Origin of the sequence: Streptomyces sp. DvalAA-14 (assembly GCF_900091855.1) — a bacterium.
Classification (GTDB): domain Bacteria; phylum Actinomycetota; class Actinomycetes; order Streptomycetales; family Streptomycetaceae; genus Actinacidiphila.
Window position 1 is genome coordinate 1 of the sequence record NZ_FMCH01000605.1, and the last position, 20,725, is coordinate 20,725.

Annotated in this window: 34 protein-coding genes and 1 pseudogene; 3 read left to right on the top strand and 32 right to left on the bottom strand. The window is 68.2% G+C overall.

Features of this window, described 5'->3' with window-relative positions; translation table 11 throughout:
• Positions 1–753: hypothetical protein (locus tag GA0115240_RS37465; RefSeq protein WP_093742337.1), on the top strand; the 753-nt coding region annotated here is incomplete at its 5' end.
• 30 nt (positions 754–783) lie between these two features.
• On the opposite strand, the gene truA is transcribed toward GA0115240_RS37465, so the two are convergent.
• The 32 genes from truA to rpsJ all read right to left on the bottom strand — a co-directional run bounded on the left by truA (position 784) and on the right by rpsJ (position 18,810).
• Complete coding sequence (truA, locus tag GA0115240_RS32410; RefSeq protein ID WP_093742338.1) at positions 784–1,629, bottom strand: tRNA pseudouridine(38-40) synthase TruA; 846 nt, start codon at positions 1,627–1,629, stop codon at positions 784–786.
• A gap of 85 nt (positions 1,630–1,714) precedes the next feature.
• Complete coding sequence (gene rplQ, locus GA0115240_RS32415; protein WP_093742340.1) at positions 1,715–2,263, bottom strand: 50S ribosomal protein L17; 549 nt, start codon at positions 2,261–2,263, stop codon at positions 1,715–1,717.
• 172 nt (positions 2,264–2,435) lie between these two features.
• Positions 2,436–3,458 carry a DNA-directed RNA polymerase subunit alpha gene (locus GA0115240_RS32420; protein ID WP_033177813.1) on the bottom strand — a complete coding sequence of 341 codons (1,023 nt, stop codon included), beginning with the start codon at positions 3,456–3,458 and terminating at the stop codon, positions 2,436–2,438.
• A 119-nt stretch (positions 3,459–3,577) separates the two neighbouring features.
• Entirely contained in the window at positions 3,578–4,204 is a 627-nt protein-coding gene (gene rpsD / locus GA0115240_RS32425) for a 30S ribosomal protein S4 (protein WP_093742342.1), read from the bottom strand.
• Between the two features lie 25 nt (positions 4,205–4,229).
• Positions 4,230–4,634 carry a 30S ribosomal protein S11 gene (rpsK, locus tag GA0115240_RS32430; RefSeq protein WP_006376016.1) on the bottom strand — a complete coding sequence of 135 codons (405 nt, stop codon included), beginning with the start codon at positions 4,632–4,634 and terminating at the stop codon, positions 4,230–4,232.
• Between the two features lie 68 nt (positions 4,635–4,702).
• Complete coding sequence (rpsM, locus tag GA0115240_RS32435) at positions 4,703–5,083, bottom strand: 30S ribosomal protein S13 (protein WP_093742344.1); 381 nt, start codon at positions 5,081–5,083, stop codon at positions 4,703–4,705.
• Between the two features lie 189 nt (positions 5,084–5,272).
• Positions 5,273–5,386: a 50S ribosomal protein L36 gene (gene rpmJ, locus GA0115240_RS32440; RefSeq protein WP_003956441.1), complete on the bottom strand. Its 114-nt coding sequence runs from the start codon at positions 5,384–5,386 to the stop codon at positions 5,273–5,275.
• A gap of 38 nt (positions 5,387–5,424) precedes the next feature.
• Complete coding sequence (gene infA / locus GA0115240_RS32445; RefSeq protein WP_003956442.1) at positions 5,425–5,646, bottom strand: translation initiation factor IF-1; 222 nt, start codon at positions 5,644–5,646, stop codon at positions 5,425–5,427.
• Between the two features lie 221 nt (positions 5,647–5,867).
• Entirely contained in the window at positions 5,868–6,704 is an 837-nt protein-coding gene (map, locus tag GA0115240_RS32450) for a type I methionyl aminopeptidase (RefSeq protein ID WP_093742346.1), read from the bottom strand.
• A gap of 133 nt (positions 6,705–6,837) precedes the next feature.
• Positions 6,838–7,494, bottom strand: a complete 657-nt coding sequence (locus GA0115240_RS32455) for an adenylate kinase (protein ID WP_093742348.1) — start codon at positions 7,492–7,494, stop codon at positions 6,838–6,840.
• Positions 7,494–8,810, bottom strand: coding sequence for a preprotein translocase subunit SecY (gene secY, locus GA0115240_RS32460; RefSeq protein WP_093742350.1), 1,317 nt, complete (start codon positions 8,808–8,810; stop codon positions 7,494–7,496). Before secY ends, GA0115240_RS32455 begins: the two co-directional genes overlap by 1 nt.
• Before the next feature lie 265 nt (positions 8,811–9,075).
• A complete protein-coding gene (gene rplO / locus GA0115240_RS32465; RefSeq protein WP_202451964.1) occupies positions 9,076–9,528 on the bottom strand; it encodes a 50S ribosomal protein L15 in 453 nt (150 codons plus the stop codon).
• Positions 9,529–9,530: 2 nt separating this feature from the next.
• The gene (rpmD, locus tag GA0115240_RS32470; protein WP_030890715.1) at positions 9,531–9,713 is read right to left on the bottom strand and encodes a 50S ribosomal protein L30; all 183 of its coding nucleotides are present in this window, start codon (positions 9,711–9,713) and stop codon (positions 9,531–9,533) included.
• Positions 9,713–10,318: a 30S ribosomal protein S5 gene (gene rpsE / locus GA0115240_RS32475; RefSeq protein ID WP_031524774.1), complete on the bottom strand. Its 606-nt coding sequence runs from the start codon at positions 10,316–10,318 to the stop codon at positions 9,713–9,715. Before rpsE ends, rpmD begins: the two co-directional genes overlap by 1 nt.
• Positions 10,319–10,358: 40 nt before the next feature.
• On the bottom strand, positions 10,359–10,742 hold the full coding sequence (rplR, locus tag GA0115240_RS32480) for a 50S ribosomal protein L18 (RefSeq protein WP_093742354.1): 384 nt from the start codon (positions 10,740–10,742) through the stop codon (positions 10,359–10,361).
• A gap of 2 nt (positions 10,743–10,744) precedes the next feature.
• On the bottom strand, positions 10,745–11,284 hold the full coding sequence (rplF, locus tag GA0115240_RS32485; RefSeq protein WP_093742356.1) for a 50S ribosomal protein L6: 540 nt from the start codon (positions 11,282–11,284) through the stop codon (positions 10,745–10,747).
• A 21-nt stretch (positions 11,285–11,305) separates the two neighbouring features.
• Entirely contained in the window at positions 11,306–11,704 is a 399-nt protein-coding gene (rpsH, locus tag GA0115240_RS32490) for a 30S ribosomal protein S8 (RefSeq protein ID WP_093742358.1), read from the bottom strand.
• 139 nt (positions 11,705–11,843) lie between these two features.
• A complete protein-coding gene (locus tag GA0115240_RS32500; protein WP_030890724.1) occupies positions 11,844–12,029 on the bottom strand; it encodes a type Z 30S ribosomal protein S14 in 186 nt (61 codons plus the stop codon).
• A gap of 3 nt (positions 12,030–12,032) precedes the next feature.
• Positions 12,033–12,602, bottom strand: a complete 570-nt coding sequence (gene rplE / locus GA0115240_RS32505; RefSeq protein WP_093742360.1) for a 50S ribosomal protein L5 — start codon at positions 12,600–12,602, stop codon at positions 12,033–12,035.
• Positions 12,602–12,925 carry a 50S ribosomal protein L24 gene (rplX, locus tag GA0115240_RS32510; protein WP_093742362.1) on the bottom strand — a complete coding sequence of 108 codons (324 nt, stop codon included), beginning with the start codon at positions 12,923–12,925 and terminating at the stop codon, positions 12,602–12,604. The genes rplE and rplX overlap by 1 nt, the downstream gene beginning before the upstream one ends.
• A 3-nt stretch (positions 12,926–12,928) precedes the next feature.
• Positions 12,929–13,297 carry a 50S ribosomal protein L14 gene (gene rplN, locus GA0115240_RS32515; protein ID WP_093742364.1) on the bottom strand — a complete coding sequence of 123 codons (369 nt, stop codon included), beginning with the start codon at positions 13,295–13,297 and terminating at the stop codon, positions 12,929–12,931.
• A gap of 156 nt (positions 13,298–13,453) precedes the next feature.
• The gene (rpsQ, locus tag GA0115240_RS32520; RefSeq protein WP_093742366.1) at positions 13,454–13,744 is read right to left on the bottom strand and encodes a 30S ribosomal protein S17; all 291 of its coding nucleotides are present in this window, start codon (positions 13,742–13,744) and stop codon (positions 13,454–13,456) included.
• Positions 13,744–13,977, bottom strand: a complete 234-nt coding sequence (gene rpmC, locus GA0115240_RS32525) for a 50S ribosomal protein L29 (protein ID WP_093742368.1) — start codon at positions 13,975–13,977, stop codon at positions 13,744–13,746. Before rpmC ends, rpsQ begins: the two co-directional genes overlap by 1 nt.
• The gene (rplP, locus tag GA0115240_RS32530) at positions 13,977–14,396 is read right to left on the bottom strand and encodes a 50S ribosomal protein L16 (protein WP_093742370.1); all 420 of its coding nucleotides are present in this window, start codon (positions 14,394–14,396) and stop codon (positions 13,977–13,979) included. Before rplP ends, rpmC begins: the two co-directional genes overlap by 1 nt.
• Before the next feature lie 5 nt (positions 14,397–14,401).
• The gene (gene rpsC / locus GA0115240_RS32535) at positions 14,402–15,256 is read right to left on the bottom strand and encodes a 30S ribosomal protein S3 (RefSeq protein ID WP_093742372.1); all 855 of its coding nucleotides are present in this window, start codon (positions 15,254–15,256) and stop codon (positions 14,402–14,404) included.
• Positions 15,256–15,603, bottom strand: a complete 348-nt coding sequence (gene rplV, locus GA0115240_RS32540) for a 50S ribosomal protein L22 (RefSeq protein ID WP_093742374.1) — start codon at positions 15,601–15,603, stop codon at positions 15,256–15,258. Before rplV ends, rpsC begins: the two co-directional genes overlap by 1 nt.
• A gap of 48 nt (positions 15,604–15,651) precedes the next feature.
• Positions 15,652–15,933, bottom strand: a complete 282-nt coding sequence (gene rpsS / locus GA0115240_RS32545; RefSeq protein WP_093742376.1) for a 30S ribosomal protein S19 — start codon at positions 15,931–15,933, stop codon at positions 15,652–15,654.
• Positions 15,934–15,945: 12 nt separating this feature from the next.
• Positions 15,946–16,782: a 50S ribosomal protein L2 gene (gene rplB, locus GA0115240_RS32550; RefSeq protein ID WP_093742378.1), complete on the bottom strand. Its 837-nt coding sequence runs from the start codon at positions 16,780–16,782 to the stop codon at positions 15,946–15,948.
• Between the two features lie 48 nt (positions 16,783–16,830).
• Positions 16,831–17,181, bottom strand: coding sequence for a 50S ribosomal protein L23 (gene rplW, locus GA0115240_RS32555; protein WP_202451965.1), 351 nt, complete (start codon positions 17,179–17,181; stop codon positions 16,831–16,833).
• Positions 17,181–17,837: a 50S ribosomal protein L4 gene (gene rplD / locus GA0115240_RS32560; RefSeq protein ID WP_093742380.1), complete on the bottom strand. Its 657-nt coding sequence runs from the start codon at positions 17,835–17,837 to the stop codon at positions 17,181–17,183. Before rplD ends, rplW begins: the two co-directional genes overlap by 1 nt.
• A gap of 5 nt (positions 17,838–17,842) precedes the next feature.
• Positions 17,843–18,487, bottom strand: coding sequence for a 50S ribosomal protein L3 (gene rplC / locus GA0115240_RS32565; protein ID WP_093742381.1), 645 nt, complete (start codon positions 18,485–18,487; stop codon positions 17,843–17,845).
• 14 nt (positions 18,488–18,501) lie between these two features.
• Positions 18,502–18,810 carry a 30S ribosomal protein S10 gene (gene rpsJ / locus GA0115240_RS32570; RefSeq protein ID WP_014144312.1) on the bottom strand — a complete coding sequence of 103 codons (309 nt, stop codon included), beginning with the start codon at positions 18,808–18,810 and terminating at the stop codon, positions 18,502–18,504.
• A gap of 512 nt (positions 18,811–19,322) precedes the next feature.
• Here rpsJ and GA0115240_RS32575 point away from each other — a divergent pair.
• Positions 19,323–20,051, top strand: a complete 729-nt coding sequence (locus GA0115240_RS32575) for an ABC transporter ATP-binding protein (protein ID WP_237555395.1) — start codon at positions 19,323–19,325, stop codon at positions 20,049–20,051.
• A pseudogene (locus tag GA0115240_RS32580) lies at positions 20,048–20,725 on the top strand (hypothetical protein); the annotation flags it as partial. The gene GA0115240_RS32575 and the pseudogene GA0115240_RS32580, both read left to right, overlap by 4 nt.

Below are 20,725 nucleotides of genomic sequence, written 5' to 3' on the forward strand. Positions count from 1 at the left end.
GCCGCCGCTGCCCGCCGCCGCAAGATCATGATGCTGACCGGCGGGATCGTGGCCGTGGTGGTCGTGGCCGGTGGTGTGGCCGCCGCCGTGGTGCTGTCCGGCAAGAGCTCCGACGACACCGCCGCCGGCCCGTCCGCCGCCAGCAGCGCCACCACGAGCCAGCAGGCACTGCCGCCGGCCCCCTCCTTCTCCTCGGTGGCCCCGCCGCCGCCCGCCAACCCGCTCGACTACCTGGGCACGGCGGCCAAGGACACCGCGCCGCTCACCCCGACCTCGCTCTTCGCCGGCCGTCAGTTCGTGATGAACGGCCGCACCTACGTCAAGACCGCCTCGGCCACCACCACCGCGTGCGCGAGCGCCGCCCGCGACGACGTGGCCGCGGGCCTGGCCGCCAACGGCTGCCGCCAGTTGCTGCGCGCCACGTACACCAACGGCACCCTCGCGGTCACCGTCGGCATCGCCGTCTTCGACGACACCCAGCACGCGGCGAAGCTGCAGAAGACCGCCAAGTACGTGGCCCCGCTCAACGGCGGCGGCGTCAAGGACTTCTGCCACGCGGTGGCCTGCCAGATGACCTCGAACGCGGTCGGCCGCTACGCCTACTTCGCCATCGCCGGCCTGAAGAGCGGCAAGACGCTGCCGCCCACCGACACCGTCGGCAAGCGGGCCGCGAACGAAGCGTCGAACTTCGCCTTCGAGCGGATCATCGAGCGCGGCCGGGAAGCGGCCGCGACCGACCCCAGCCGCGGCTGAGGACCGCCGAGCGCCCCGGGCGCGGAGCCGTTACGGGCAGCCGGGCAGCGTCCGCTTGTTGCGGGCCTCCCGGCTGCGCGCGGCCAGCCGGTCGTCGGCCGGGTAGCCGACCTCCTCAAGAGTGAGGCCGTGCGGGCGCACCACGTTGACGGCGGAGTGCCGCACCTTGCCGGCCAGCACCTCACCGGGGAAGCCGGCCGGCTTGTGCCCGTCGCCGACCAGGATCATCGCCCCCACCAGCGCCCGCACCATGTTGTGGCAGAAGGCGTCCGCCCGCACCGTCGCCACCGCGACTCCCTCGGCGGTCCGCTCCCAGCGCAGGTCCAGCAGCGTACGGATGGTGGTCGCGCCCTCCCGCTTCTTGCAGTACGCGGCGAAATCGTGCTCGCCGAGCAGCAGTTCGGCGGCCTCGTTCATGGCGTCCACGTCCACCGGCCGGTCGTGCCAGAGCACGTGTCCGCGCAGCAGCGGGTCGACGCCGGCCGGATGGTCGCCGACCCGGTAGGCGTAGCGCCGCCAGACCGCCGAGAACCGCGCGTTGAAGCCGGCCGGGGCCGCCGCGACCCGCCACACCCGTACGTCCCAGGGCAGCCGGCCCGCCAGGCGCCGCAGCAGCTTCCCCGACTCCGCCGCCCACACCTCCCCGGGCAGATCGACGTGCGCGACCTGGCCGCGCGCGTGCACCCCGGCGTCGGTGCGGCCCGCGACGGTGAGCTCCACCGGCTCCCCCAGCCGCAGCACGGTGCCGATCGCCGACTCCAGCTCGCCCTGCACCGTCCGCCGGGTGCGCTGCTTGGCCCAGCCGGAGAAGTCCGCCCCGTCGTAGGACAGGTCGAGCCGGACCCGGACGAAGCCGGGTGCGGGATCGTCGCTCACGCCTCACTCCTCGCTCCATGAGAAGCGGGCCCGCACCCCAAGGGGTACGGGCCCGCCCATCGGTCACCGTCGGTCGTCAGGACCGTCAGGCGTCCTTGGACTCCTCGTCCTCGCCGGCCGCGTCCGCGTCCGTGTCGGCCGCCGGAGCGGCGTCCTGGACCTCGTCCTCGGCGGCCGGGGCCGTGTCCTGCGCGGCCTCGTCCTTCTTCAGCGCGTCTTCCTTGACCGAGCGCTTGGCGGCCGCTTCGGCCTCACCGGTGGCCTGCTGGGCCACGGTCAGCGCCTCCACCAGCTCGATGACCGCCATCGGCGCGTTGTCGCCGCGACGGTTGCCGATCTTGGTGATCCGGGTGTAGCCACCCGGGCGGTTCTCGTACCGCGGGCCGATCTCGGTGAAGAGCGTGTGCACGACGCTCTTGTCGGTGATCGTCTGCAGCACCTGGCGACGGTTGTGAATGTCGCCCTTCTTCGCCTTGGTGATCAGGCGCTCCGCGACCGGGCGCAGCCGGCGCGCCTTGGCCTCGGTGGTCTTGATGCGGCCGTGCTCGAACAGCGACTTCGCGAGGTTCGCGAGCAGCAGCTTCTCGTGCGCGGCGCCGCCGCCCAGACGGGGACCCTTGGCGGGCTGAGGCATGGTCGTTCTCCTTCTTCGCTGCACCGGCCGTGTCAGGTACCGATGTCAGTACGGGCTGGCGGCTGCCAGCCCGTAGTGCCCGGGGCTCACGCCCCGGACGGCTGTGCGCGCCCCCGCGGGGGCGCTGTCCGACGGGGCGGGGGCCGCAGCCCCCGCTGACCGCCGGCGGGACTCAGTACTGCTCGGTCTCCACGAAGCCCGCGTCCACGTCGTCGTCGGCGCCGAAGGCGTCCGCCGCGGCGGTCGGGTCGAATCCGGGCGGGCTGTCCTTGAGGGCCAGGCCCATGCCGGCCAGCTTCGCCTTGACCTCGTCGATCGACTTCGCGCCGAAGTTGCGGATGTCGAGCAGGTCCGCCTCGGAGCGTGCCACGAGCTCACCCACGGAGTGGATGCCCTCGCGCTTGAGGCAGTTGTAGGAGCGGACGGTGAGTTCCAGCTCCTCGATCGGCAGCGCCAGATCCGCGGCCAGGGCGGCGTCCGTGGGGGACGGGCCCATGTCGATGCCCTCGGCGTCGACGTTCAGCTCGCGGGCCAGGCCGAACAGCTCGACCAGGGTCTTGCCGGCCGACGCCATCGCGTCACGCGGCCGCATGGCCTGCTTGGTCTCGACGTCGACGATCAGCTTGTCGAAGTCGGTGCGCTGCTCGACACGGGTCGCCTCGACCTTGTAGGTGACCTTGAGCACCGGGCTGTAGATGGAGTCGACCGGGATCCGGCCGATCTCCTGGCCCTGCTGCTTGTTCTGCACCGCGGAGACGTAGCCGCGACCGCGCTCGACGGTCAGCTCCATCTCCAGCTTGCCCTTGGCGTTCAGCGTGGCGAGCACCAGGTCGGGGTTGTGCACCTCGACGCCCGCCGGCGGCGCGATGTCGGCCGCGGTGACGACACCCGGGCCCTGCTTGCGCAGGTACATCACGACCGGCTCGTCGTGCTCCGAGGAGACGACCAGCTGCTTGATGTTGAGGATGACGTCGGTGACGTCCTCCTTGACGCCCGGCACGGTGGTGAACTCGTGCAGGACCCCGTCGACCCGGATCGAGGTGACCGCCGCACCCGGGATCGAGGACAGGAGCGTACGGCGCAGGGAGTTGCCGAGGGTGTAGCCGAAGCCCGGCTCCAGCGGCTCGATCACGAACCGGGAGCGGAATTCGTCGACGACCTCTTCGGTCAACGATGGGCGCTGAGCGATCAGCATGTGTGCAGTCCTTCAGTCGTGGACGCCCGCTATTTGACGTCCGCTGTACTCCGTGTACTACGAGGGTACGGGCGGCACGGCCGAAGCCGTGCCGCCCGTGACCGTGAGCGCCGCTCCGATTACTTGGAGTAGAGCTCGACGATCAGCTGCTCCTGCACCTGGGTGTCGATCACCTGGCGCTCGGGCATGCTGTGCACGAGGATCCGCAGCCGGCCCGGGTTGGCTTCGAGCCACGCCGGCACGGTCTTGTCGCCGGCCTCGCCCTGCGCCACCGCGAACGGGGTCAGGTTGCGGGACCGCTCGCGGACCTCGACGATGTCGTTCACGGCCACGCGAGCCGACGGGATGTCGTTCTTGCGGCCGTTGACGGTGATGTGTCCGTGACGGACCAGCTGACGGGCGTGGTCGCGGGACTTGGCGAAGCCGGCCCGGTACACCACGTTGTCGAGGCGGGTCTCAAGGATGCGCAGAAGGTTCTCACCGGTCTTGCCGGTCTTCTGGTTCGCTTCCTTGTAGTAGTTCACGAACTGCTTCTCGAGGACACCGTAGATCCGCGCGCACTTCTGCTTCTCACGCAGCTGAAGCAGGTACTCGCTGTCCTTGGTGCGCCCGCGTCCGTGCTCACCCGGGGGGTAAGGACGGATCTCGATCGGGCACTTCGCGCTCTCGCACTTAGCTCCCTTGAGGAAGAGCTTCTGCTTTTCCCGACGGCAACGCTTGCAGTCGGCCCCGGTGTATCGCGCCATGTCTAGTTCTCCTGTTATTCGCTGGTCAGACGCGGCGGCGCTTCGGCGGGCGGCAGCCGTTGTGCGGGGTCGGGGTGACGTCCTGGATCGAACCGACCTCAAGGCCGGTGGCCTGGAGCGAGCGGATCGCGGTCTCCCGGCCGGAGCCGGGGCCCTTCACGAAGACGTCCACCTTGCGCATGCCGTGCTCCTGCGCCCGGCGGGCGGCCGACTCGGCGGCCATCTGCGCGGCGAAGGGGGTGGACTTGCGCGAGCCCTTGAAGCCGACGTGACCGGCGGAGGCCCAGGAGATCACATTCCCGGCGGGGTCCGTGATCGAGACGATGGTGTTGTTGAACGTGCTCTTGATGTGGGCGTGCCCATGAGCGACGTTCTTCTTTTCCTTGCGGCGCACCTTCTTGGCTGCGCCCTGACGGCCCTTAGGAGGCATGTGTCGATTTCTCCCGGTGGAGGTGGTCGGTCCTCAGCGAAGACCGCTGATAAGCGTCCGGCTGAGGACTACTTCTTGCCCGGCTTCTTCTTGCCGGCGATGGCGCGACGCGGGCCCTTGCGGGTGCGGGCGTTGGTGTGAGTGCGCTGGCCGTGGACCGGCAGGCCCCGGCGGTGGCGCAGACCCTGGTAGCAGCCGATCTCCACCTTGCGGCGGATGTCGGCCTGAATTTCGCGACGGAGGTCACCCTCGGTCTTGAAGTTGGAGTCCACGTACTCACGGAGCTTCACGAGGTCTTCCTCGGAAAGGTCGCGGACGCGGACGTCGGGGCTCACACCGGTCTCCTGCAGCACTTCCTGGGAGCGGGAGCGCCCGATGCCGAAGACGTAGGTGAGGGCGATCTCCACGCGCTTCTCGCGCGGGAGGTCGACGCCTGAAAGGCGTGCCATTTTCTGGGCTCCTGATGGTTTCGGAGGTCTTCCACAGCACCGGTTCCCCATCCGCCGTACCAGGTACGGACCGGGTCCCCGGCCTCCACCGGGGGTGTCATCCCCCAGACGGGGGATGGGTGACTGCGTATCTGCATATGCGTCGCGCGAAGTTCTGCGAAGACGGGTGAAGGCAGGTGGTCGGCTGCGTCAGCCCTGGCGCTGCTTGTGGCGCAGGTTGTCGCAGATGACCATGACCCGGCCGTGACGGCGGATCACCTTGCACTTGTCGCAGATCTTCTTGACGCTCGGCTTGACCTTCATGGTCTGGTTCTCCGGGTCTTGTTTAGATCCACAAGCGGTTACTTGTATCGGTAGACGATCCGTCCGCGCGTCAGGTCGTACGGAGACAGCTCCACGACGACCCGGTCATCCGGGAGGATGCGGATGTAGTGCATCCGCATCTTGCCGCTGATGTGCGCGAGGACCTTGTGACCGTTCTGCAGCTCCACCTTGAACATCGCGTTCGGCAGAGACTCGATCACGGTGCCCTCGATTTCGATGGCGCCTTGCTTTTTGGCCATGTCCTACTTTCGGGATCGGCTACCGGGGGCCGGCTCCGGGACATGCCGGAAGACACGCGAGAGCCGACGTATGAGTCTACGCCACGCCCCTCGGAAAGACGAATCTGGCGAGTATGCCCACCGGACAAGATCACTAAGCGGTCTGGATGCTCCTCTTGTGAGGGATCTCTCAGCGCGCCGGTTCGAGGCCCGCCCCGCGGGCCGTCCCGGCGCGGCGGATCTCAGCCCAGCGGGTCGGGCGCGGTGGTGATCCCGTACTCGGCGAGCTTGGCCTTGCCGCCGTCCGGGGCGGTCAGCACGATCGGGCCCTGCTCGGTCAGCGCGATCGAGTGCTCCCAGTGGGAGGCCCAGGAGCCGTCGTCGGTCCGGACCGTCCACTCGTCGTCCATGACGTGGGTGGCCGGGGAGCCGAGGGTCACCATGGGCTCGATGGCCAGGCAGACGCCGGGCACCAGCTTGATGCCGCGGCCCCGCTTCTTGGAGACGTAGTTCAGCAGGTGCGGGTCCATGTGCATCTCGCTGCCGATGCCGTGGCCGCCGTAGTCCTCGACGATGCCGTACTTCCCGGCGGGGGGCCGCGGCTGGCGGCGGATGTACGACTCGACGGCCCGCGAGATGTCCTCCAGCCGCTGGCCCTTGCGGAAGGCGGCGATGCCGGCCCACATGGACTCCTGGGTGACCCGGCTGAGCTCGACCAGCTCGGGGGCGTGCCCGCCGCCGACGAAGCAGGTGATGGCGGCGTCGCCGTGCCAGCCGTCCACGATCGCGCCGGCGTCGATCGAGATGATGTCGCCGTCCGCGAGCACCGTCGTACGGTCCGGGATGCCGTGCACCACCACGTCGTTGACCGAGGTGCAGATGCTGCCGGGGAAGCCGCCGTAGCCGAGGAAGTTGGGTTTGGCACCGTGGTCGGCGATCACCTTGGCGGCGATCTCGTCCAGTTCCTTGGTCGTCGTCCCGGGTACCGCGGCGACCGCGGTCGCCTCGTGGATCGCCGCGACGACCAGGCCCGCGGCACGCATTTTCGCGATCTGCTCCGGGGTCTTGATCTCCACCATCGCCGCCGACGCCCTCCTCATGTCCTGCCGTGCCTGATGCAACGCGTTCAACCCGTTCAACCCGTTCAACCATACGGCCGTGGCGCCCGTGGAGGGCACCACGGCCGTATGCCGTGAGCGGGGGTGGGGCGGACTACTCCTCGGTGCGCCGCAGCGCGTCCATGGCCCGCTGGGTGACCTCGGGCACCGGTCCGAGCGCCGAGATGGTCACCACCAGGTCCTGGCGCTTGTAGTAGTCGATGATCGGCTCGGTCTCGCGGTGGTAGACCTCGAGCCGGTTGCGCACGGTCGCCTCGGTGTCGTCGTCGCGCTGGTAGAGCTCGCCGCCGCACTCGTCGCACACGCCGTCGACCTTCGGCTTCTTGTACTCGATGTGGAAGACGTGGGCGCTGCGGTTGCGGCAGATGCGGCGGCCGGCGATGCGCTTGACCACCTCGGCCTCCGGCACCTCCAGGTCGAGCACACCGTCCAGTGAGATGCCGTTGCGCTCCAGGTAGGCGTCCAGGGCCTGTGCCTGGTTCACATTGCGCGGGAAGCCGTCGAGCAGGAAGCCCTCCGCCGCGTCCGCCTGGTCGAGCCGGTCCTCCGCCATCGCGATGGTCACCTCGTCGGGCACCAGGTCGCCGGCGTCCATGAACGCCTTGGCCTGCTTGCCCAGTTCGGTGCCCTGGCTGATGTTGGCGCGGAACAGGTCGCCCGTGGAGATGTGCGGGATCGACAGGTTCTTGGCGAGGTACGCGGCCTGCGTCCCCTTGCCGGCCCCTGGCGGCCCGACCAGGACGATTCGCATCAGCGGAGGAACCCTTCGTAGTTACGCTGCTGGAGCTGGCTCTCGATCTGCTTCACGGTTTCCAGACCGACACCCACGATGATGAGGATGCTGGTGCCGCCCAACGGGAAGTTGGTGCTGCTCCCGTTGAAGATCGCGATCGCGATCGTCGGAACGAGGGCGATGAGACCCAGGTACAGCGCGCCCGGCCACGTGATGCGGTTGAGCACGTAACTGAGGTACTCGGCGGTGGGCCGGCCTGCCCGGATACCGGGGATAAACCCACCATACTTCTTCATATTGTCCGCGACTTCCTCGGGGTTGAAGGAGATCGCGACGTAGAAGAAGGCGAAGAAGACGATCAGGAAGAAGTACAGGGCCATGTAGGCCGGGTGGTCTCCCTTGGTGAGGTTCTGGCTGATCCACTGCGCCCAGCCGGCCTTCGAGCCGGAGAACTGGACGATCAGCGCCGGGATGTACAGCAGCGACGAGGCGAAGATGACCGGGATCACGCCCGCCTGGTTGACCTTCAACGGGATGTACGTCGAGGTGCCGCCGTACGACCGCCGGCCGATCATGCGCTTGGCGTACTGCACCGGGATGCGGCGCTGGGCCTGTTCGACGAAGACCACCAGGCCCACCATCGCCAGGCCGATCGCGATCACCGCGAGGAACTCCACCCAGCCGCCCGCGATCTTGCCGGCGACCTTGATCGCCCACAGGGAGCCGGGGAAGCCGGCCGCGATGGCGACGAACATCAAGATGGACATGCCGTTGCCGATGCCGCGGTCGGTGATGAGCTCGCCGAGCCACATGATCATCACGGTGCCGGCTGTCATGCAGGTCACCATGGTGACCGTGGTGAAGATCGACTGGTTGGGCACGATCTGGTTGGCCGACTGGCAGTTGGAGAACAGGCTGCCGGAACGGGCGGTGGCGACCAGGCCGGTGCCCTGCAGCACGGCCAGCGCGACCGTCAGGTACCGGGTGTACTGGGTGATCTTCGTGGTGCCGGCCTGGCCCTCCTTCTTGAGGGCCTCAAGTCGAGGGATGACCACGGTGAGCAGCTGCAAGATGATGCTGGCCGTGATGTACGGCATGATCCCGAGCGCGAAGATCGTCAGCTGCAACAGCGCGCCACCGCTGAACAAGTTGACCAGGCCGAAGAGGCTGTTGCCGCCCTTCGTGTCCTTGATGCACTCGTTGACCACTGTGTAGTCGATACCGGGCACCGGGACATGCGCACCCAGGCGGTAGACCACCACGATGCTGAGTGTGAACAGCAGCTTCTTGCGCAGGTCGGGCGTCCTGAACGCCCGGGCGAACGCGGTGAGCACGGTGCCTCCTGCACCCCCCGCGCGCGGCGGAAGGACGGTCTGGTGAGTTTCTGACAGAAACGGGCGGCTTACTGACTGTCACACCCGCGAAAACACACAGGCTTTCGGAGAATAACAGCGCTTGCCACCCTACCCGCGTGGCAGGCTCCCTAGGAATGACCAATCGGCCAGCAATCAGCCGGGGTTCGGTCAAGGAAATCCACAGAAAGAACGACCGGGGACGCCCCCAGGTGCTGGGCATCCCCGGTCAGGTGTGACAAACCCCTCAGACGAGCTCGGTCACAGTGCCGCCGGCGGCGGCGATCTTCTCCTTGGCGGAGCCGGAGGCCGCGTCAACGGTCACCTGCAGCGCCACGGAGACCTCGCCGGTGCCGAGCACCTTGACGAGCTGGTTCTTCCGCACCGCACCCTTGGCGACCAGGTCGGCAACGGTGACCTCGCCTCCCTCGGGGTAGAGGTCGGCGAGCTTGTCCAGGTTGACGACCTGGTACTCGGTACGGAACGGGTTCTTGAAGCCCTTGAGCTTCGGCAGCCGCATGTGGAGGGGCATCTGCCCGCCCTCGAAGCGCTGCGGAACCTGGTAGCGGGCCTTGGTGCCCTTGGTGCCACGACCGGCCGTCTTGCCCTTGGAGCCCTCGCCTCGACCCACGCGGGTCTTGGCGGTCTTGGCGCCCGGGGCCGGACGGAGGTTGTGGATCTTGATCGGGTTGTCGCCCATGATCAGTCGACCTCCTCGACCGTGACCAGGTGGCGGACGGTCTGGACCATGCCGCGGATCTCCGGGCGGTCCTCCTTGACCACCACGTCGTTCAGCCGCTTCAGGCCGAGCGAGCGCAGGGTGTCACGGTGGTTCTGCTTGCTGCCGATGTAGGACTTGGTCTGCGTGACCTTCAGACGCGCCATCACACACCAACCCCGGCCCGCGCGCGCAGCAGAGCGGCCGGCGCGACGTCCTCGATCGGCAGTCCGCGGCGCGCGGCGATCTCCTCGGGCCGCTGAAGGCCCTGCAGAGCCGCCACTGTGGCGTGCACGATGTTGATCGCGTTGTCCGAGCCGAGGCTCTTGGACAGCACGTCGTGGATGCCCGCGCACTCCAGCACGGCGCGCACCGGGCCGCCGGCGATCACACCGGTACCAGGAGAAGCAGGCTTGAGCAGGACGACGCCCGCGGCCTTCTCGCCCTGGATCGGGTGCGGGATGGTGCCCTGGATGCGGGGGACCTTGAAGAAGTGCTTCTTGGCCTCCTCAACACCCTTGGCGATGGCGGCCGGCACCTCCTTGGCCTTGCCGTAGCCGACACCGACGGTGCCGTCACCATCGCCCACCACGACCAGCGCGGTGAAGCTGAAGCGACGACCACCCTTCACTACCTTGGCGACGCGGTTGATCGCGACGACCCGTTCGACGTAGGCGGTCTTCTCGGCCTGCTGGCCACCGTCCCGCCGGTCCTTACGGTCCCGTCGCTCGCCGCCACCGGCACCGCTTCCGCGGCGCTGGGGTCCAGCCATTGGATTACCTCTCTTCGTTTTCCATCAGCTACGGAACCGGCTAGAACTTCAGACCGGCTTCGCGGGCGGCGTCCGCCAGGGCGGCGATGCGCCCCGCGTACTGGTTGCCGCCACGGTCGAACACGACAGCCTCGACGCCCTTGGCCTTGGCACGCTCGGCCACAAGCTGGCCGACCTGCTTGGCCTTGGCGCTCTTGTCGCCTTCGCCGCCACGGATGGACGTGTCGAGGGTCGACGCCGACGCGAGCGTGTGGCCCGCGAGGTCGTCGACAATCTGCGCCACGATGCCGCGGTTGGACCGCGTCACCACCAGGCGCGGACGCTCGGCCGTACCGGACACGCGCTTGCGCACCCGGATGTGGCGCCGCTTGAGAGCGGCACCCTTGTACGCCTTGCCCTTGGCGATCTTCACACCGTATGCCATGGCTACTTACCGGCCTTTCCGACCTTGCGGCGGATGACTTCGCCGGCGTACTTGACACCCTTGGCCTTGTACGGGTCGGGCTTGCGCAGCTTACGGATGTTGGCGGCCACTTCGCCGACCTTCTGCTTGTCGATCCCCTCGACCGAGAACTTGACCGGGGACTCGACCTTGAAGGAGATGCCCTCGGGGGCCTCGACGAGGATCGGGTGGCTGTAGCCCAGGGCGAACTCCAGGTTGGAGCCCTTCGCCTGGACGCGGTAGCCGACACCGCTGATCTCGAGCGACTTGCTGTAGCCCGCGGTCACGCCGGTGATCATGTTCGCCACCAGCGTGCGGGACAGGCCGTGCAGGGCCTTCGAGACACGCTCGTCGTTGGGGCGGGTGACATGCAGAATGCCGTCCTCGCCCTTCGCGATCTCGATCGGCGCGGCAACGGTGTGGGTGAGCGAGCCCTTGGGGCCCTTCACCGCGACCGTGCGGCCGTCGATGGTGACGTCCACTCCGGCGGGAACCGAGATGGGCAGCTTGCCGATGCGCGACATTGCTCTACCTCTCTTTCCCGGTTACCAGACGTAGGCGAGGACTTCCCCACCCACGCCCTTCTTCTGCGCCTGCTGGCCGGTGAGCAGACCGTGGGACGTGGAGATGATCGCCACGCCCAGGCCGCCGAGCACCCTCGGCAGGTTGGTGGACTTCGCGTAGACCCGCAGACCCGGCTTGCTGATCCGCTTGATGCCCGCGATCGAGCGCTGCCGCTCCGGACCGAACTTCAGCTCGAGCACCAGGCTCTTGCCGACCTCGGCCTCTTCGACCTTCCAGCCGGTGATGTAGCCCTCCTGCTGGAGGATCTCCGCGATGTGCGACTTGATCTTGCTGAACGGCATCTCGACATCGTCGTGGTACGCCGAGTTCGCGTTACGCAGACGGGTCAGCATGTCTGCGATGGGGTCGGTCATGGTCATGAGTTGGCCCTGGGCCTCTCTCGCCGGGGTTTCCTGTCTGCTCCGTCCCTCTCCCCCGGCCGGAGCCGGGGACGGGTGTGGTGCGGGGACCTACGGCGTAGTGGATCGGTCCTGGTATCGGTTCCGCCTGATGACGGAATTACCAGGAGCTCTTGGTCACGCCCGGCAGTTCACCGCGGTGGGCCATCTCACGAAGGCACACGCGGCACAGGCCGAACTTGCGGTAGACGGAGTGCGGCCGGCCACAACGCTGGCAGCGGTTGTACGCCCGCACAGCGAACTTGGGCTTGCGGGCGGCCTTGGCAATGAGAGCCTTCTTCGCCACGGCTCACGCCTCCTTGAACGGGAAGCCGAGGTGACGGAGAAGGGCGCGGCCCTCATCGTCGTTGGTCGCCGTGGTGACCACGGTGATGTCCATACCCCGGACGCGGTCGATCTTGTCCTGGTCGATCTCGTGGAACATGACCTGCTCCGTCAGACCGAAGGTGTAGTTGCCCCGGCCGTCGAACTGCTTCGGCGACAGGCCGCGGAAGTCGCGGATACGCGGCAACGCCAGCGACAGCAGGCGGTCCAGGAACTCCCACATCCGGTCACCGCGCAGCGTGACGTGCGCGCCGATCGGCTGACCTTCGCGCAGCTTGAACTGCGCGATGGACTTGCGGGCCTTGGTGACCTGCGGCTTCTGGCCGGTGATCGTGGCGAGGTCGCGGATGGCGCCCTCGATCAGCTTGGAGTCGCGGGCGGCGTCGCCCACACCCATGTTGACCACGATCTTGGTGAGACCCGGGATCTGCATGACGTTCGCGTACTTGAACTCGTCACGCAGCTTGCCGGTGATCTCTTCACGGTAGCGCGCCTTGAGGCGCGGCTGCGCGTGTGTGGTTTCGGTGGCAGTCATCAGATGTCCTCACCGGTCCGCTTGGCAACGCGGATCTTGTTGCCTTCGTCGTCGAAGCGGTAGCCGACGCGGGTCACGACCTTCTGACCGTCCTTCTCGACAACCAGCTGCACGTTGCTGATGTGGACGGGCGCCTCGGTGGTGATGATGCCGCCGGTCTTGGAACCGCGGTCGGTCTGGCCGGCCTTGGTGTGCTTCTTGACCCGGTTGACGCCTTCGACCAGCACCCGGTCCTCGCGGGGGTAGGCCACGATGACCTTCCCCTGCTTGCCGCGGTCCTTACCGGTGATGACCTGGACCAGGTCGCCCTTCTTGATCTTCATCGGTTACAGCACCTCCGGCGCGAGGGAGACGATCTTCATGAACTTCTTCTCGCGCAGCTCACGGCCCACCGGGCCGAAGATACGGGTGCCGCGCGGGTCGCCATCGTTCTTGAGGATGACGGCCGCGTTCTCGTCGAAGCGGATGTACGAGCCGTCGGAGCGGCGGCGCTCCTTGACGGTGCGCACGATGACCGCCTTGACGACCTCGCCCTTCTTCACGTTGCCACCGGGGATCGCGTCCTTGACGGTCGCGACGATGACGTCACCGATGCCCGCGTAGCGGCGACCCGAACCGCCGAGAACACGGATGCAAAGGATCTCCTTGGCACCAGTGTTGTCGGCGATACGAAGTCGCGACTCCTGCTGGATCACGTCTGTCTCCTGATTGTCTGCCGGTTCCCGGCGGGGTCCGCGCTGATCGCACGGACCCCGCCGAGCCTGGCGGAACCGTCCTGCGAGGGAACCCGCGCAGGAATTACATGGCCGTTGCCGGCCGCGGAAGCAACTCGCGGGTTCGCCCCGCGGGAGTCACTTCGCCTTTTCGAGGATCTCCACGACGCGCCAGCGCTTCGTCGCCGACAGCGGCCGGGTCTCCATCAGGAGGACACGGTCGCCGATACCGGCGGCGTTCTGCTCGTCGTGGGCCTTGAGCTTGTTGGTGCGACGGATGACCTTGCCGTAGAGGGCGTGCTTCACACGGTCCTCGACGGCGACCACCACGGTCTTGTCCATCTTGTCGCTGACCACCAGACCCTCACGGGTCTTGCGGAAGCCGCGCTCGTTCTCGGTGTCGATCTCGGTCACGTTGCTCTCGCTCATCAGGCGTTCTCCACCGTTTCCACGGTCTCGATGCCCAGCTCGCGCTCGCGCATCAGCGTGTAGATCCGGGCGATGTCCTTGCGGACGGTCTTGAGCCGGGAGTTGTTCTCCAGCTGTCCGGTGGCGCCCTGGAAGCGCAGGTTGAACAGCTCCTCCTTGGCCTCACGCAGCTTGCCGACGAGCTCCTCCTCGCCGAGCTGGCGCAGCTCGGTCGCCTTGGTACCGGCCGCCATCACGACTCACCTGCCTCGCGCCGCACAATGCGGCACTTCATCGGAAGCTTGTGCGCGGCGCGGGTGAGCGCCTCACGAGCAACCTTCTCGTTCGGGAAAGACAGCTCGAACATCACCCGTCCGGGCTTGACGTTCGCGATCCACCACTCCGGCGAACCCTTACCGGAACCCATGCGGGTCTCGGCGGGCTTCTTGGTCAGCGGACGGTCCGGGTAGATGTTGATCCAGACCTTGCCGCCGCGCTTGATGTGACGGGTGATGGAGATACGAGCGGACTCGATCTGCCGGTTGGTCACGTAGGCGGGGGTGACGGCCTGGAGGCCGAACTCACCGAACGCCAGCTCCGTGCCGCCCTTGGCCATGCCGTCACGGCCGGGGTGGTGCTGCTTGCGGTGCTTGACCCTGCGGGGGATCAGCATGGTACTCAGCCTTCCGTTCCGGGGGTCTCCGCGGCCGGGGCCTCAGCGGCGACGGACGCCTCGGCCTTGGGGGCCGGCGACGCTCCGTCCGTCTGGGGACGCCGGGCACGGCCACCGCGCTCGCCGCCGCGCTCGCCACCGCGACGCTGCGGACGCTCGTTGCCGCCACCGCCGCCACCACGGGCCGGACGGTTGCCGGCGCGGGCGGCCGCGTTGTCGGCGCGGACCTCGGCGATGTTCTTGACGTCGCCCTTGTAGATCCAGACCTTCACACCGATACGGCCGAAGGTGGTCTTGGCCTCGAAGAAGCCGTAGTCCACGTTGGCGCGCAGGGTGTGCAGCGGGACCCGGCCCTCGCGGTAGAACTCGGAGCGGGACATCTCGGCGCCGCCGAGACGGCCACCGCACTGGATCTTGATGCCCTTGGCGCCGGCCTTCAGCGTGCCCTGCATGCTCTTGCGCATGGCACGGCGGAAGGAGACACGCGAGGACAGCTGCTCGGCGACGGCCTGGGCCACCAGCTGAGCGTCCATCTCCGGGTTCTTGACCTCGAGGATGTTCAGCTGGACCTGCTTGCCGGTCAGCTTCTCCAGGTCACCGCGGATGCGGTCGGCCTCCGCGCCGCGGCGGCCGATGACGATGCCCGGCCGGGCGGTGTGGATGTCGACGCGGACGCGGTCACGGGTGCGCTCGATCTCCACCTTGGAGATGCCGGCCCGCTCCATGCCCTGCGTCATCATCCGGCGGATGGCGACGTCTTCCTTGACGTAGTCCTTGTACAGCTTGTCGGCGTACCACCGGGACTTGAAGTCCGTGGTGATGCCGAGCCGGAACCCGTACGGGTTAACCTTCTGGCCCATTACCGGGTCCCTTCCTTGCTGGCGAGGACCACGGTGATGTGGCTGGTCCGCTTGCGGATCCGGTAGGCGCGGCCCTGGGCACGCGGCCGGAAACGCTTGAGGGTCGGGCCCTCGTCCACGTACGCCTCGCTGATGAACAGCGTCTCGGCGTCCGTGTGGTCGTAGTTGTGTGCGGCGTTGGCGATGGCGCTGTCCAGCACCTTGCCGACCGGCACGCTTGCGGCCTGCGGGGTGAAACGCAGGACCGCCTGAGCCTCCGTGGCATCCATGCCACGGATGAGGTCCACCACGCGGCGGGCCTTCATGGGCGTGACGCGGATGTACCGCGCCTGGGCCCTGGCTTCCATGGTTGTCCCTTCAGTGTCTGTCATGTCTGTCGCTTCGCTTGCCGCTGATCAGCGACGACGCGCCTTGCGGTCGTCCTTCTCGTGGCCGCGGAAGGTGCGGGTCGGCGCGAACTCGCCGAGCTTGTGGCCGACCATCGACTCAGTGACAAACACCGGGACGTGCTTACGGCCGTCGTGTACCGCGATCGTGTGGCCGAGCATGGCCGGGATGATCATCGAGCGGCGGGACCAGGTCTTGATGACGTTCTTGGAGCCGGCCTCGTTCTGCACGTCCACCTTTTTGATGAGGTGGTCGTCGACGAAGGGGCCCTTCTTGAGACTGCGCGGCATCTACACCCGCTCCTAGCGCTTCTTGTTCGTCTTGCGGCGGCGGACGATGTACTTGCTGCTCGCCTTCTTCGGCGAACGAGTACGACCCTCCTTCTGACCCCACGGGGAGACCGGGTGGCGACCACCGGAGGTCTTTCCCTCACCACCACCGTGCGGGTGGTCCACCGGGTTCATGGCGACACCGCGGACGGTCGGGCGAACGCCCTTCCACCGCATCCGGCCGGCCTTGCCCCAGTTGATGTTGGACTGCTCGGCGTTGCCGACCTCGCCGATGGTGGCGCGGCAGCGGGCGTCGACCATCCGGACCTCGCCGGACGGCATACGAAGGGTGGCCATGTTGCCCTCCTTCGCCAGCAGCTGCACCGAGGCGCCCGCGGAGCGGGAGATCTTGGCGCCGCCACCGGGCCGCAGCTCGATCGCGTGGATCGTGGTACCCACCGGGATGTTGCGCAGCGGCAGGTTGTTGCCCGGCTTGATGTCGGCGTTGGCGCCGTTCTCGATCCGGTCGCCCTGCTGCAGGCGGGCGGGGGCGAGGATGTAGCGCTTCTCGCCGTCCGCGTAGTGCAGCAGCGCGATGCGCGCGGTGCGGTTGGGGTCGTACTCGATGTGCGCGACCTTGGCGGGCACGCCGTCCTTGTCGTGCCGACGGAAGTCGATGACACGGTAGGCGCGCTTGTGGCCACCGCCTTGGTGGCGGACGGTCACACGACCGGCGTTGTTACGGCCGCCCTTGCTGTGCAGGGGGCGGACCAGCGACTTCTCCGGCGTGGACCGCGTGATTTCGACGAAGTCGGCGACGCTGGAGCCACGACGGCCCGGGGTCGTCGGCTTGTACTTGCGGATTCCCATTTCTCAGTCCTCGGATGAATTCAGGACTTCGACTCGATCCGGCCTCCGTCAGGAGACCGGGCCGCCGAAGATGTCGATGCGGTCGCCCTCGGCAAGGGTCACGATGGCGCGCTTGGTGTTGGCGCGCTTGCCGAAACCGGTACGGGTGCGCTTGCGCTTGCCCTGCCGGTTGATCGTGTTGACCCCGGTGACCTTGACCTGGAAGACCGCCTCGACGGCCTGCTTGATCTGGGTCTTGTTGGCGCGCGGGTCGACGACGAACGTGTACTTGTTCTCGTCCAGCAGCGCGTAGCTCTTCTCCGAGACCACCGGCTTGATCAAGAGGTCACGGGGGTCCGTGTACGTCTTGCTGGTGATCACGGTCTGGCTCACGGTCGGCGTCTCGGTCTGCTCGGCCATCAGACGTCGCTCCCTTCGGTCTCGGCGGCGCCGTTACCGACACCGACAAAACGGTCGAAGGCGGCCTTGGTGAAGACCACGTCGTCGGAGACGAGCACGTCGTACGTGTTCAGCTGGCCGGCGTCCAGGATGTGCACCTGGGGCAGGTTGCGGGCGGACAGCCACGCGGCCTCGTCGGCACGCTCGACGACCAGGAGCACGTTCTTGCGCTCACTGATCTTGCCGAGCAGCGTCTTGGCGGACTTGGTCGACGGGGACTCGCCCTCGACGACACCGGTCACGACGTGGACGCGGTCGTGCCGGGCCCGGTCGGTCAGCGCACCGCGCAGGGCGGCGGCCTTCATCTTCTTCGGGGTCCGCTGCGAGTAGTCACGCGGCGTGGGGCCGTGGACGACGCCACCGCCGACGAACTGCGGGGCGCGGGTCGAGCCCTGGCGGGCGCGGCCGGTGCCCTTCTGGCGGTACGGCTTCTTGCCACCACCGCGGACCTCGCCACGACGCTTGACCTTGTGCGTGCCCTGGCGGGCAGCGGCCAGCTGCGCGACGACGACCTGGTGGATCAGCGGGATGCTGACCTTGGCGTCGAAGATCTCAGCCGGGAGCTCTACGGTCCCGGTCACGTCGCCCGCGGGCGACCAGATGTCAATGGTGCTCATAGCCTTCAGGCCCCCTTGGCCGCGGTGCGGACCAGGACGAGGCCGCCGTTCGGACCAGGAACCGCGCCCTTGATGAGCAGCAGGCCCTTCTCCGCGTCAACGGCGTGAACGGTCAGGTTCTGGGTGGTCACCCGCTCGTTGCCCATGCGACCCGCCATGCGCATGCCCTTGAACACGCGTCCGGGGGTGGCACAGCCGCCGATGGAGCCCGGCGAGCGGTGCTTGCGCTGGACGCCGTGACCGGCGCCGAGGCCCTTGAAGTTGTGACGCTTCATGACACCGGCGAAGCCCTTGCCCTTGCTCTTGCCGGTCACATCCACCTTGACGCCGGCCTCGAACACCTCGGCGGTGATCTCCTGGCCGAGCGTGTACTCGCCGGCGTCGGCGGTACGCAGCTCCACCAGGTGGCGGCGGGGAGTGACGTCGGCCTTCGCGAAGTGGCCCTTGAGGGGCTTGTTCACCTTGCGCGGGTCGATCTCGCCGAAAGCGAGCTGGACCGACTCGTAGCCGTCGGTGTCACTGGTACGCACCTGCGTCACGACGTTCGGGCCGGCCTTGACGACGGTCACCGGGACGACACGGTTGTTCTCGTCCCAGACCTGGGTCATGCCGAGCTTCTCGCCCAGGATGCCCTTGATCTGCTTTGTCATCTTCTCCGCGCCTCTCAGAGCTTGATCTCGATGTCGACGCCGGCCGGCAGGTCCAGGCGCATCAACGAGTCAACGGTCTTGGGCGTCGGGTCGAGAATGTCGATCAGGCGCTTGTGCGTGCGCATCTCGAAGTGCTCGCGCGAGTCCTTGTACTTGTGCGGCGACTTGATGACGCAGTACACGTTCTTCTCAGTGGGCAGCGGCACCGGGCCTGCGACCTGCGCACCAGTACGCGTCACCGTCTCGACGATCTTCTTCGCCGATGAGTCGATGACCTCGTGGTCGTAGGCCTTGAGCCGGATGCGGATCTTCTGTCCCGCCATGGCTACTCCGTAGTCCTTGTCTCTTTTTTACGCTCTGACACCCGCTTGCTCCGACCCACGCGGTCGGGCGTGTCGCGCCCCTCGCCATGAATTTCCGCATGCGGAAATCCCTGCCCAAAGGGTTTGCGTGGGAGATCTCACCCACCGGATGCCTGGCCGGAACCGCACTGACACTTCCCGGAAGATTCCCGTACGTCCGCCCCAGCGCTGCCCCGTGGGGCAGATAAGGCGACGAGTACTGTGGGACTCGCTTCCGGTCCCCCCGACGGGAGGCGCGCAGCATCGGCGCTCGACCGAGCAACTTGGGTAGTCTGCCATACACGGTGGGCCCGTGGCCAATCGAGCCGGGTAGCTTACCCCCGGGGGGTCCAGGGCCAAACCTGCTCCCGCCCTTGAGTCCGTTCCGCTTCCCTCCGGCCTCGCTCGGCTTTCTTCGGCCTTCGCCGGCTTTCTTCGGACCCGGCCGCGCAGCCGGTGGGGCTAGGGTCTGCGCAGGGTCCGCGTGCGGGCCGATGCCCACGAACCCGGAGGCCACGATGGCGGCGAAAGCCCGCGCGGACGCGCTGCTGCGGCTGCGGCAGGTGAGCCGGAGCTACGGGAAGCGGCTCGCGCTGCATCCGCTGGATCTCGACCTGCGAACAGGGCGCTGCACCGCCCTGTTCGGCCACAACGGGTCCGGGAAGTCGACGCTGCTGCGGATAGCCAGCGGCCGGGACGTGCCGACGAGCGGGCAGGCGCTGTTCGCCGGGCGCCCGATGAGCGAGGACGACCCCGAGGTGCGGGCGCGGGTGGCGGTGGTCGGGGACACGGTGGCGTGCTACCCGGATCTGACCGTGCGGGAGCACCTGGAACTGGTCACCGTGGCGCACGCGGTGGACGACGCGGCCGGGTGGATCGATCAGGTGCTGGCCGACCGGCGGCTGTCGGATCACGCCCGGGCGCTGCCGGGGGCACTGTCGTCCGGGCAGATGCAGTCGCTGCTGCTCGCCTCGGCGCTGGTGCGGCCGCGGGACCTGATGGTGCTGGACGAACCGGAGCAGCGGCTCGACCCCGACGCCCGGATCCGGCTCGCCCAGCTGCTGACCGCCGAGAAGGAGAGCGGGGTCGCGGTCCTGCTGGCCACGCACCAGGCCGAACTGGCCGAGGCGGTCGCCGATCACATGATCGCGCTGGAGGACGGCCGGGTGATCGCCGAAGGCCCGCCCGGGGCCGTACTGCGGCAGCTCGGCGTCCGGACGTGAGCGCGCCCGAGGTGGCCGAGGCCGCCGAGGAGCCCGGCCGGCCGGACGAGGAGTCCGGCTGGTCCGAGGCGGACGACGACCGCACCGCCGAGACGCTCCAGTGGCTGAAGGTGAAGCGCAAGGCGCACCGCAGGCAGCAGGGGCGGGACCTGGCGGTGCTGCTGTACTGCGTGGTGCTCGGCGGCCTGGCCTACGGCAGCGGGATCGCGGTCCACTTCCTGCGCGGGCTGGACGAGGGCGCGGGCTACGGGCGCTACGGGGCGGATCTGCAACGCGGGCTGCCCGCGCTGTTCACCGCGGTGGCGGTCGTCCTCGGACTGCTCGCCGCCCGCGACGCGCTGTGGCGCGGCCCGGTGGTCCTGCCGGGCCCGGCGGTGGGCTGGCTGCTCGCGCAGCCGGTCCGGCGGGCGGCGGTGCTGCGGCCCTGGCTGCGGCTGTCCGCCGGGCTCTCCTTGATACCGGGTGTGCTCGTCGGCCTGGTGGGCGGCGTCACGCTGCGGGTGACCGGCCTGGCCCCGATCGGCGAGGCGCTGCCGGCCGTACTGCCCGCCGCGCTCTGCCTGCCGCTGCTGGCCGTCGCGTTGGGCATGGCCGTGGAGCGGCGGCCCGGCTGGGCCCGGCGGGTACGGCGGTGGACGGCGCCGGCCGTCCTGCTGGTGGGCGCGCTGGCCGCG

Coding starts and splice junctions, on each gene's coding strand:
- rplX (WP_093742362.1), bottom strand. CDS start 12,925: ATGAAGATCAAGAAGGGCGACCTGGTCCAGGTCATCACCGGTAAGGAC.
- rpsD (WP_093742342.1), bottom strand. CDS start 4,204: ATGGCGCGATACACCGGGGCCGACTGCAAGCGTTGCCGTCGGGAAAAG.
- rplO (WP_202451964.1), bottom strand. CDS start 9,528: ATGGGCGACAACCCGATCAAGATCCACAACCTCCGTCCGGCCCCGGGC.
- rplD (WP_093742380.1), bottom strand. CDS start 17,837: ATGAGCACCATTGACATCTGGTCGCCCGCGGGCGACGTGACCGGGACC.
- rpsC (WP_093742372.1), bottom strand. CDS start 15,256: ATGGGCCAGAAGGTTAACCCGTACGGGTTCCGGCTCGGCATCACCACG.
- rpsH (WP_093742358.1), bottom strand. CDS start 11,704: ATGACCATGACCGACCCCATCGCAGACATGCTGACCCGTCTGCGTAAC.
- rplE (WP_093742360.1), bottom strand. CDS start 12,602: ATGACTGCCACCGAAACCACACACGCGCAGCCGCGCCTCAAGGCGCGC.
- GA0115240_RS32420 (WP_033177813.1), bottom strand. CDS start 3,458: ATGCTGATCGCTCAGCGCCCATCGTTGACCGAAGAGGTCGTCGACGAA.
- map (WP_093742346.1), bottom strand. CDS start 6,704: ATGGTGGAGATCAAGACCCCGGAGCAGATCGCGAAAATGCGTGCCGCG.
- infA (WP_003956442.1), bottom strand. CDS start 5,646: ATGGCCAAAAAGCAAGGCGCCATCGAAATCGAGGGCACCGTGATCGAG.
- GA0115240_RS32455 (WP_093742348.1), bottom strand. CDS start 7,494: ATGCGAATCGTCCTGGTCGGGCCGCCAGGGGCCGGCAAGGGGACGCAG.
- rplW (WP_202451965.1), bottom strand. CDS start 17,181: ATGGCCGAGCAGACCGAGACGCCGACCGTGAGCCAGACCGTGATCACC.
- rplF (WP_093742356.1), bottom strand. CDS start 11,284: ATGTCGCGCATCGGCAAGCTGCCCATCTCGGTTCCCGCCGGAGTGGAC.
- rplC (WP_093742381.1), bottom strand. CDS start 18,487: ATGACAAAGCAGATCAAGGGCATCCTGGGCGAGAAGCTCGGCATGACC.
- rpsQ (WP_093742366.1), bottom strand. CDS start 13,744: ATGAGCGAGAGCAACGTGACCGAGATCGACACCGAGAACGAGCGCGGC.
- rpmJ (WP_003956441.1), bottom strand. CDS start 5,386: ATGAAGGTCAAGCCGAGCGTCAAGAAGATCTGCGACAAGTGCAAGGTG.
- rpmC (WP_093742368.1), bottom strand. CDS start 13,977: ATGGCGGCCGGTACCAAGGCGACCGAGCTGCGCCAGCTCGGCGAGGAG.
- rpsS (WP_093742376.1), bottom strand. CDS start 15,933: ATGCCGCGCAGTCTCAAGAAGGGCCCCTTCGTCGACGACCACCTCATC.
- GA0115240_RS32575 (WP_237555395.1), top strand. CDS start 19,323: ATGCCCACGAACCCGGAGGCCACGATGGCGGCGAAAGCCCGCGCGGAC.
- rplR (WP_093742354.1), bottom strand. CDS start 10,742: ATGGCATACGGTGTGAAGATCGCCAAGGGCAAGGCGTACAAGGGTGCC.
- rplP (WP_093742370.1), bottom strand. CDS start 14,396: ATGCTGATCCCCCGCAGGGTCAAGCACCGCAAGCAGCACCACCCCGGC.
- rplQ (WP_093742340.1), bottom strand. CDS start 2,263: ATGCCTCAGCCCGCCAAGGGTCCCCGTCTGGGCGGCGGCGCCGCGCAC.
- rpsK (WP_006376016.1), bottom strand. CDS start 4,634: ATGCCTCCTAAGGGCCGTCAGGGCGCAGCCAAGAAGGTGCGCCGCAAG.
- rpmD (WP_030890715.1), bottom strand. CDS start 9,713: ATGGCGCGTCTGAAGGTCACGCAGACCAAGTCCTACATCGGCAGCAAG.
- rpsJ (WP_014144312.1), bottom strand. CDS start 18,810: ATGGCGGGACAGAAGATCCGCATCCGGCTCAAGGCCTACGACCACGAG.
- rpsE (WP_031524774.1), bottom strand. CDS start 10,318: ATGGCTGGACCCCAGCGCCGCGGAAGCGGTGCCGGTGGCGGCGAGCGA.
- rplV (WP_093742374.1), bottom strand. CDS start 15,603: ATGGAAGCCAGGGCCCAGGCGCGGTACATCCGCGTCACGCCCATGAAG.
- rpsM (WP_093742344.1), bottom strand. CDS start 5,083: ATGGCACGCCTTTCAGGCGTCGACCTCCCGCGCGAGAAGCGCGTGGAG.
- rplB (WP_093742378.1), bottom strand. CDS start 16,782: ATGGGAATCCGCAAGTACAAGCCGACGACCCCGGGCCGTCGTGGCTCC.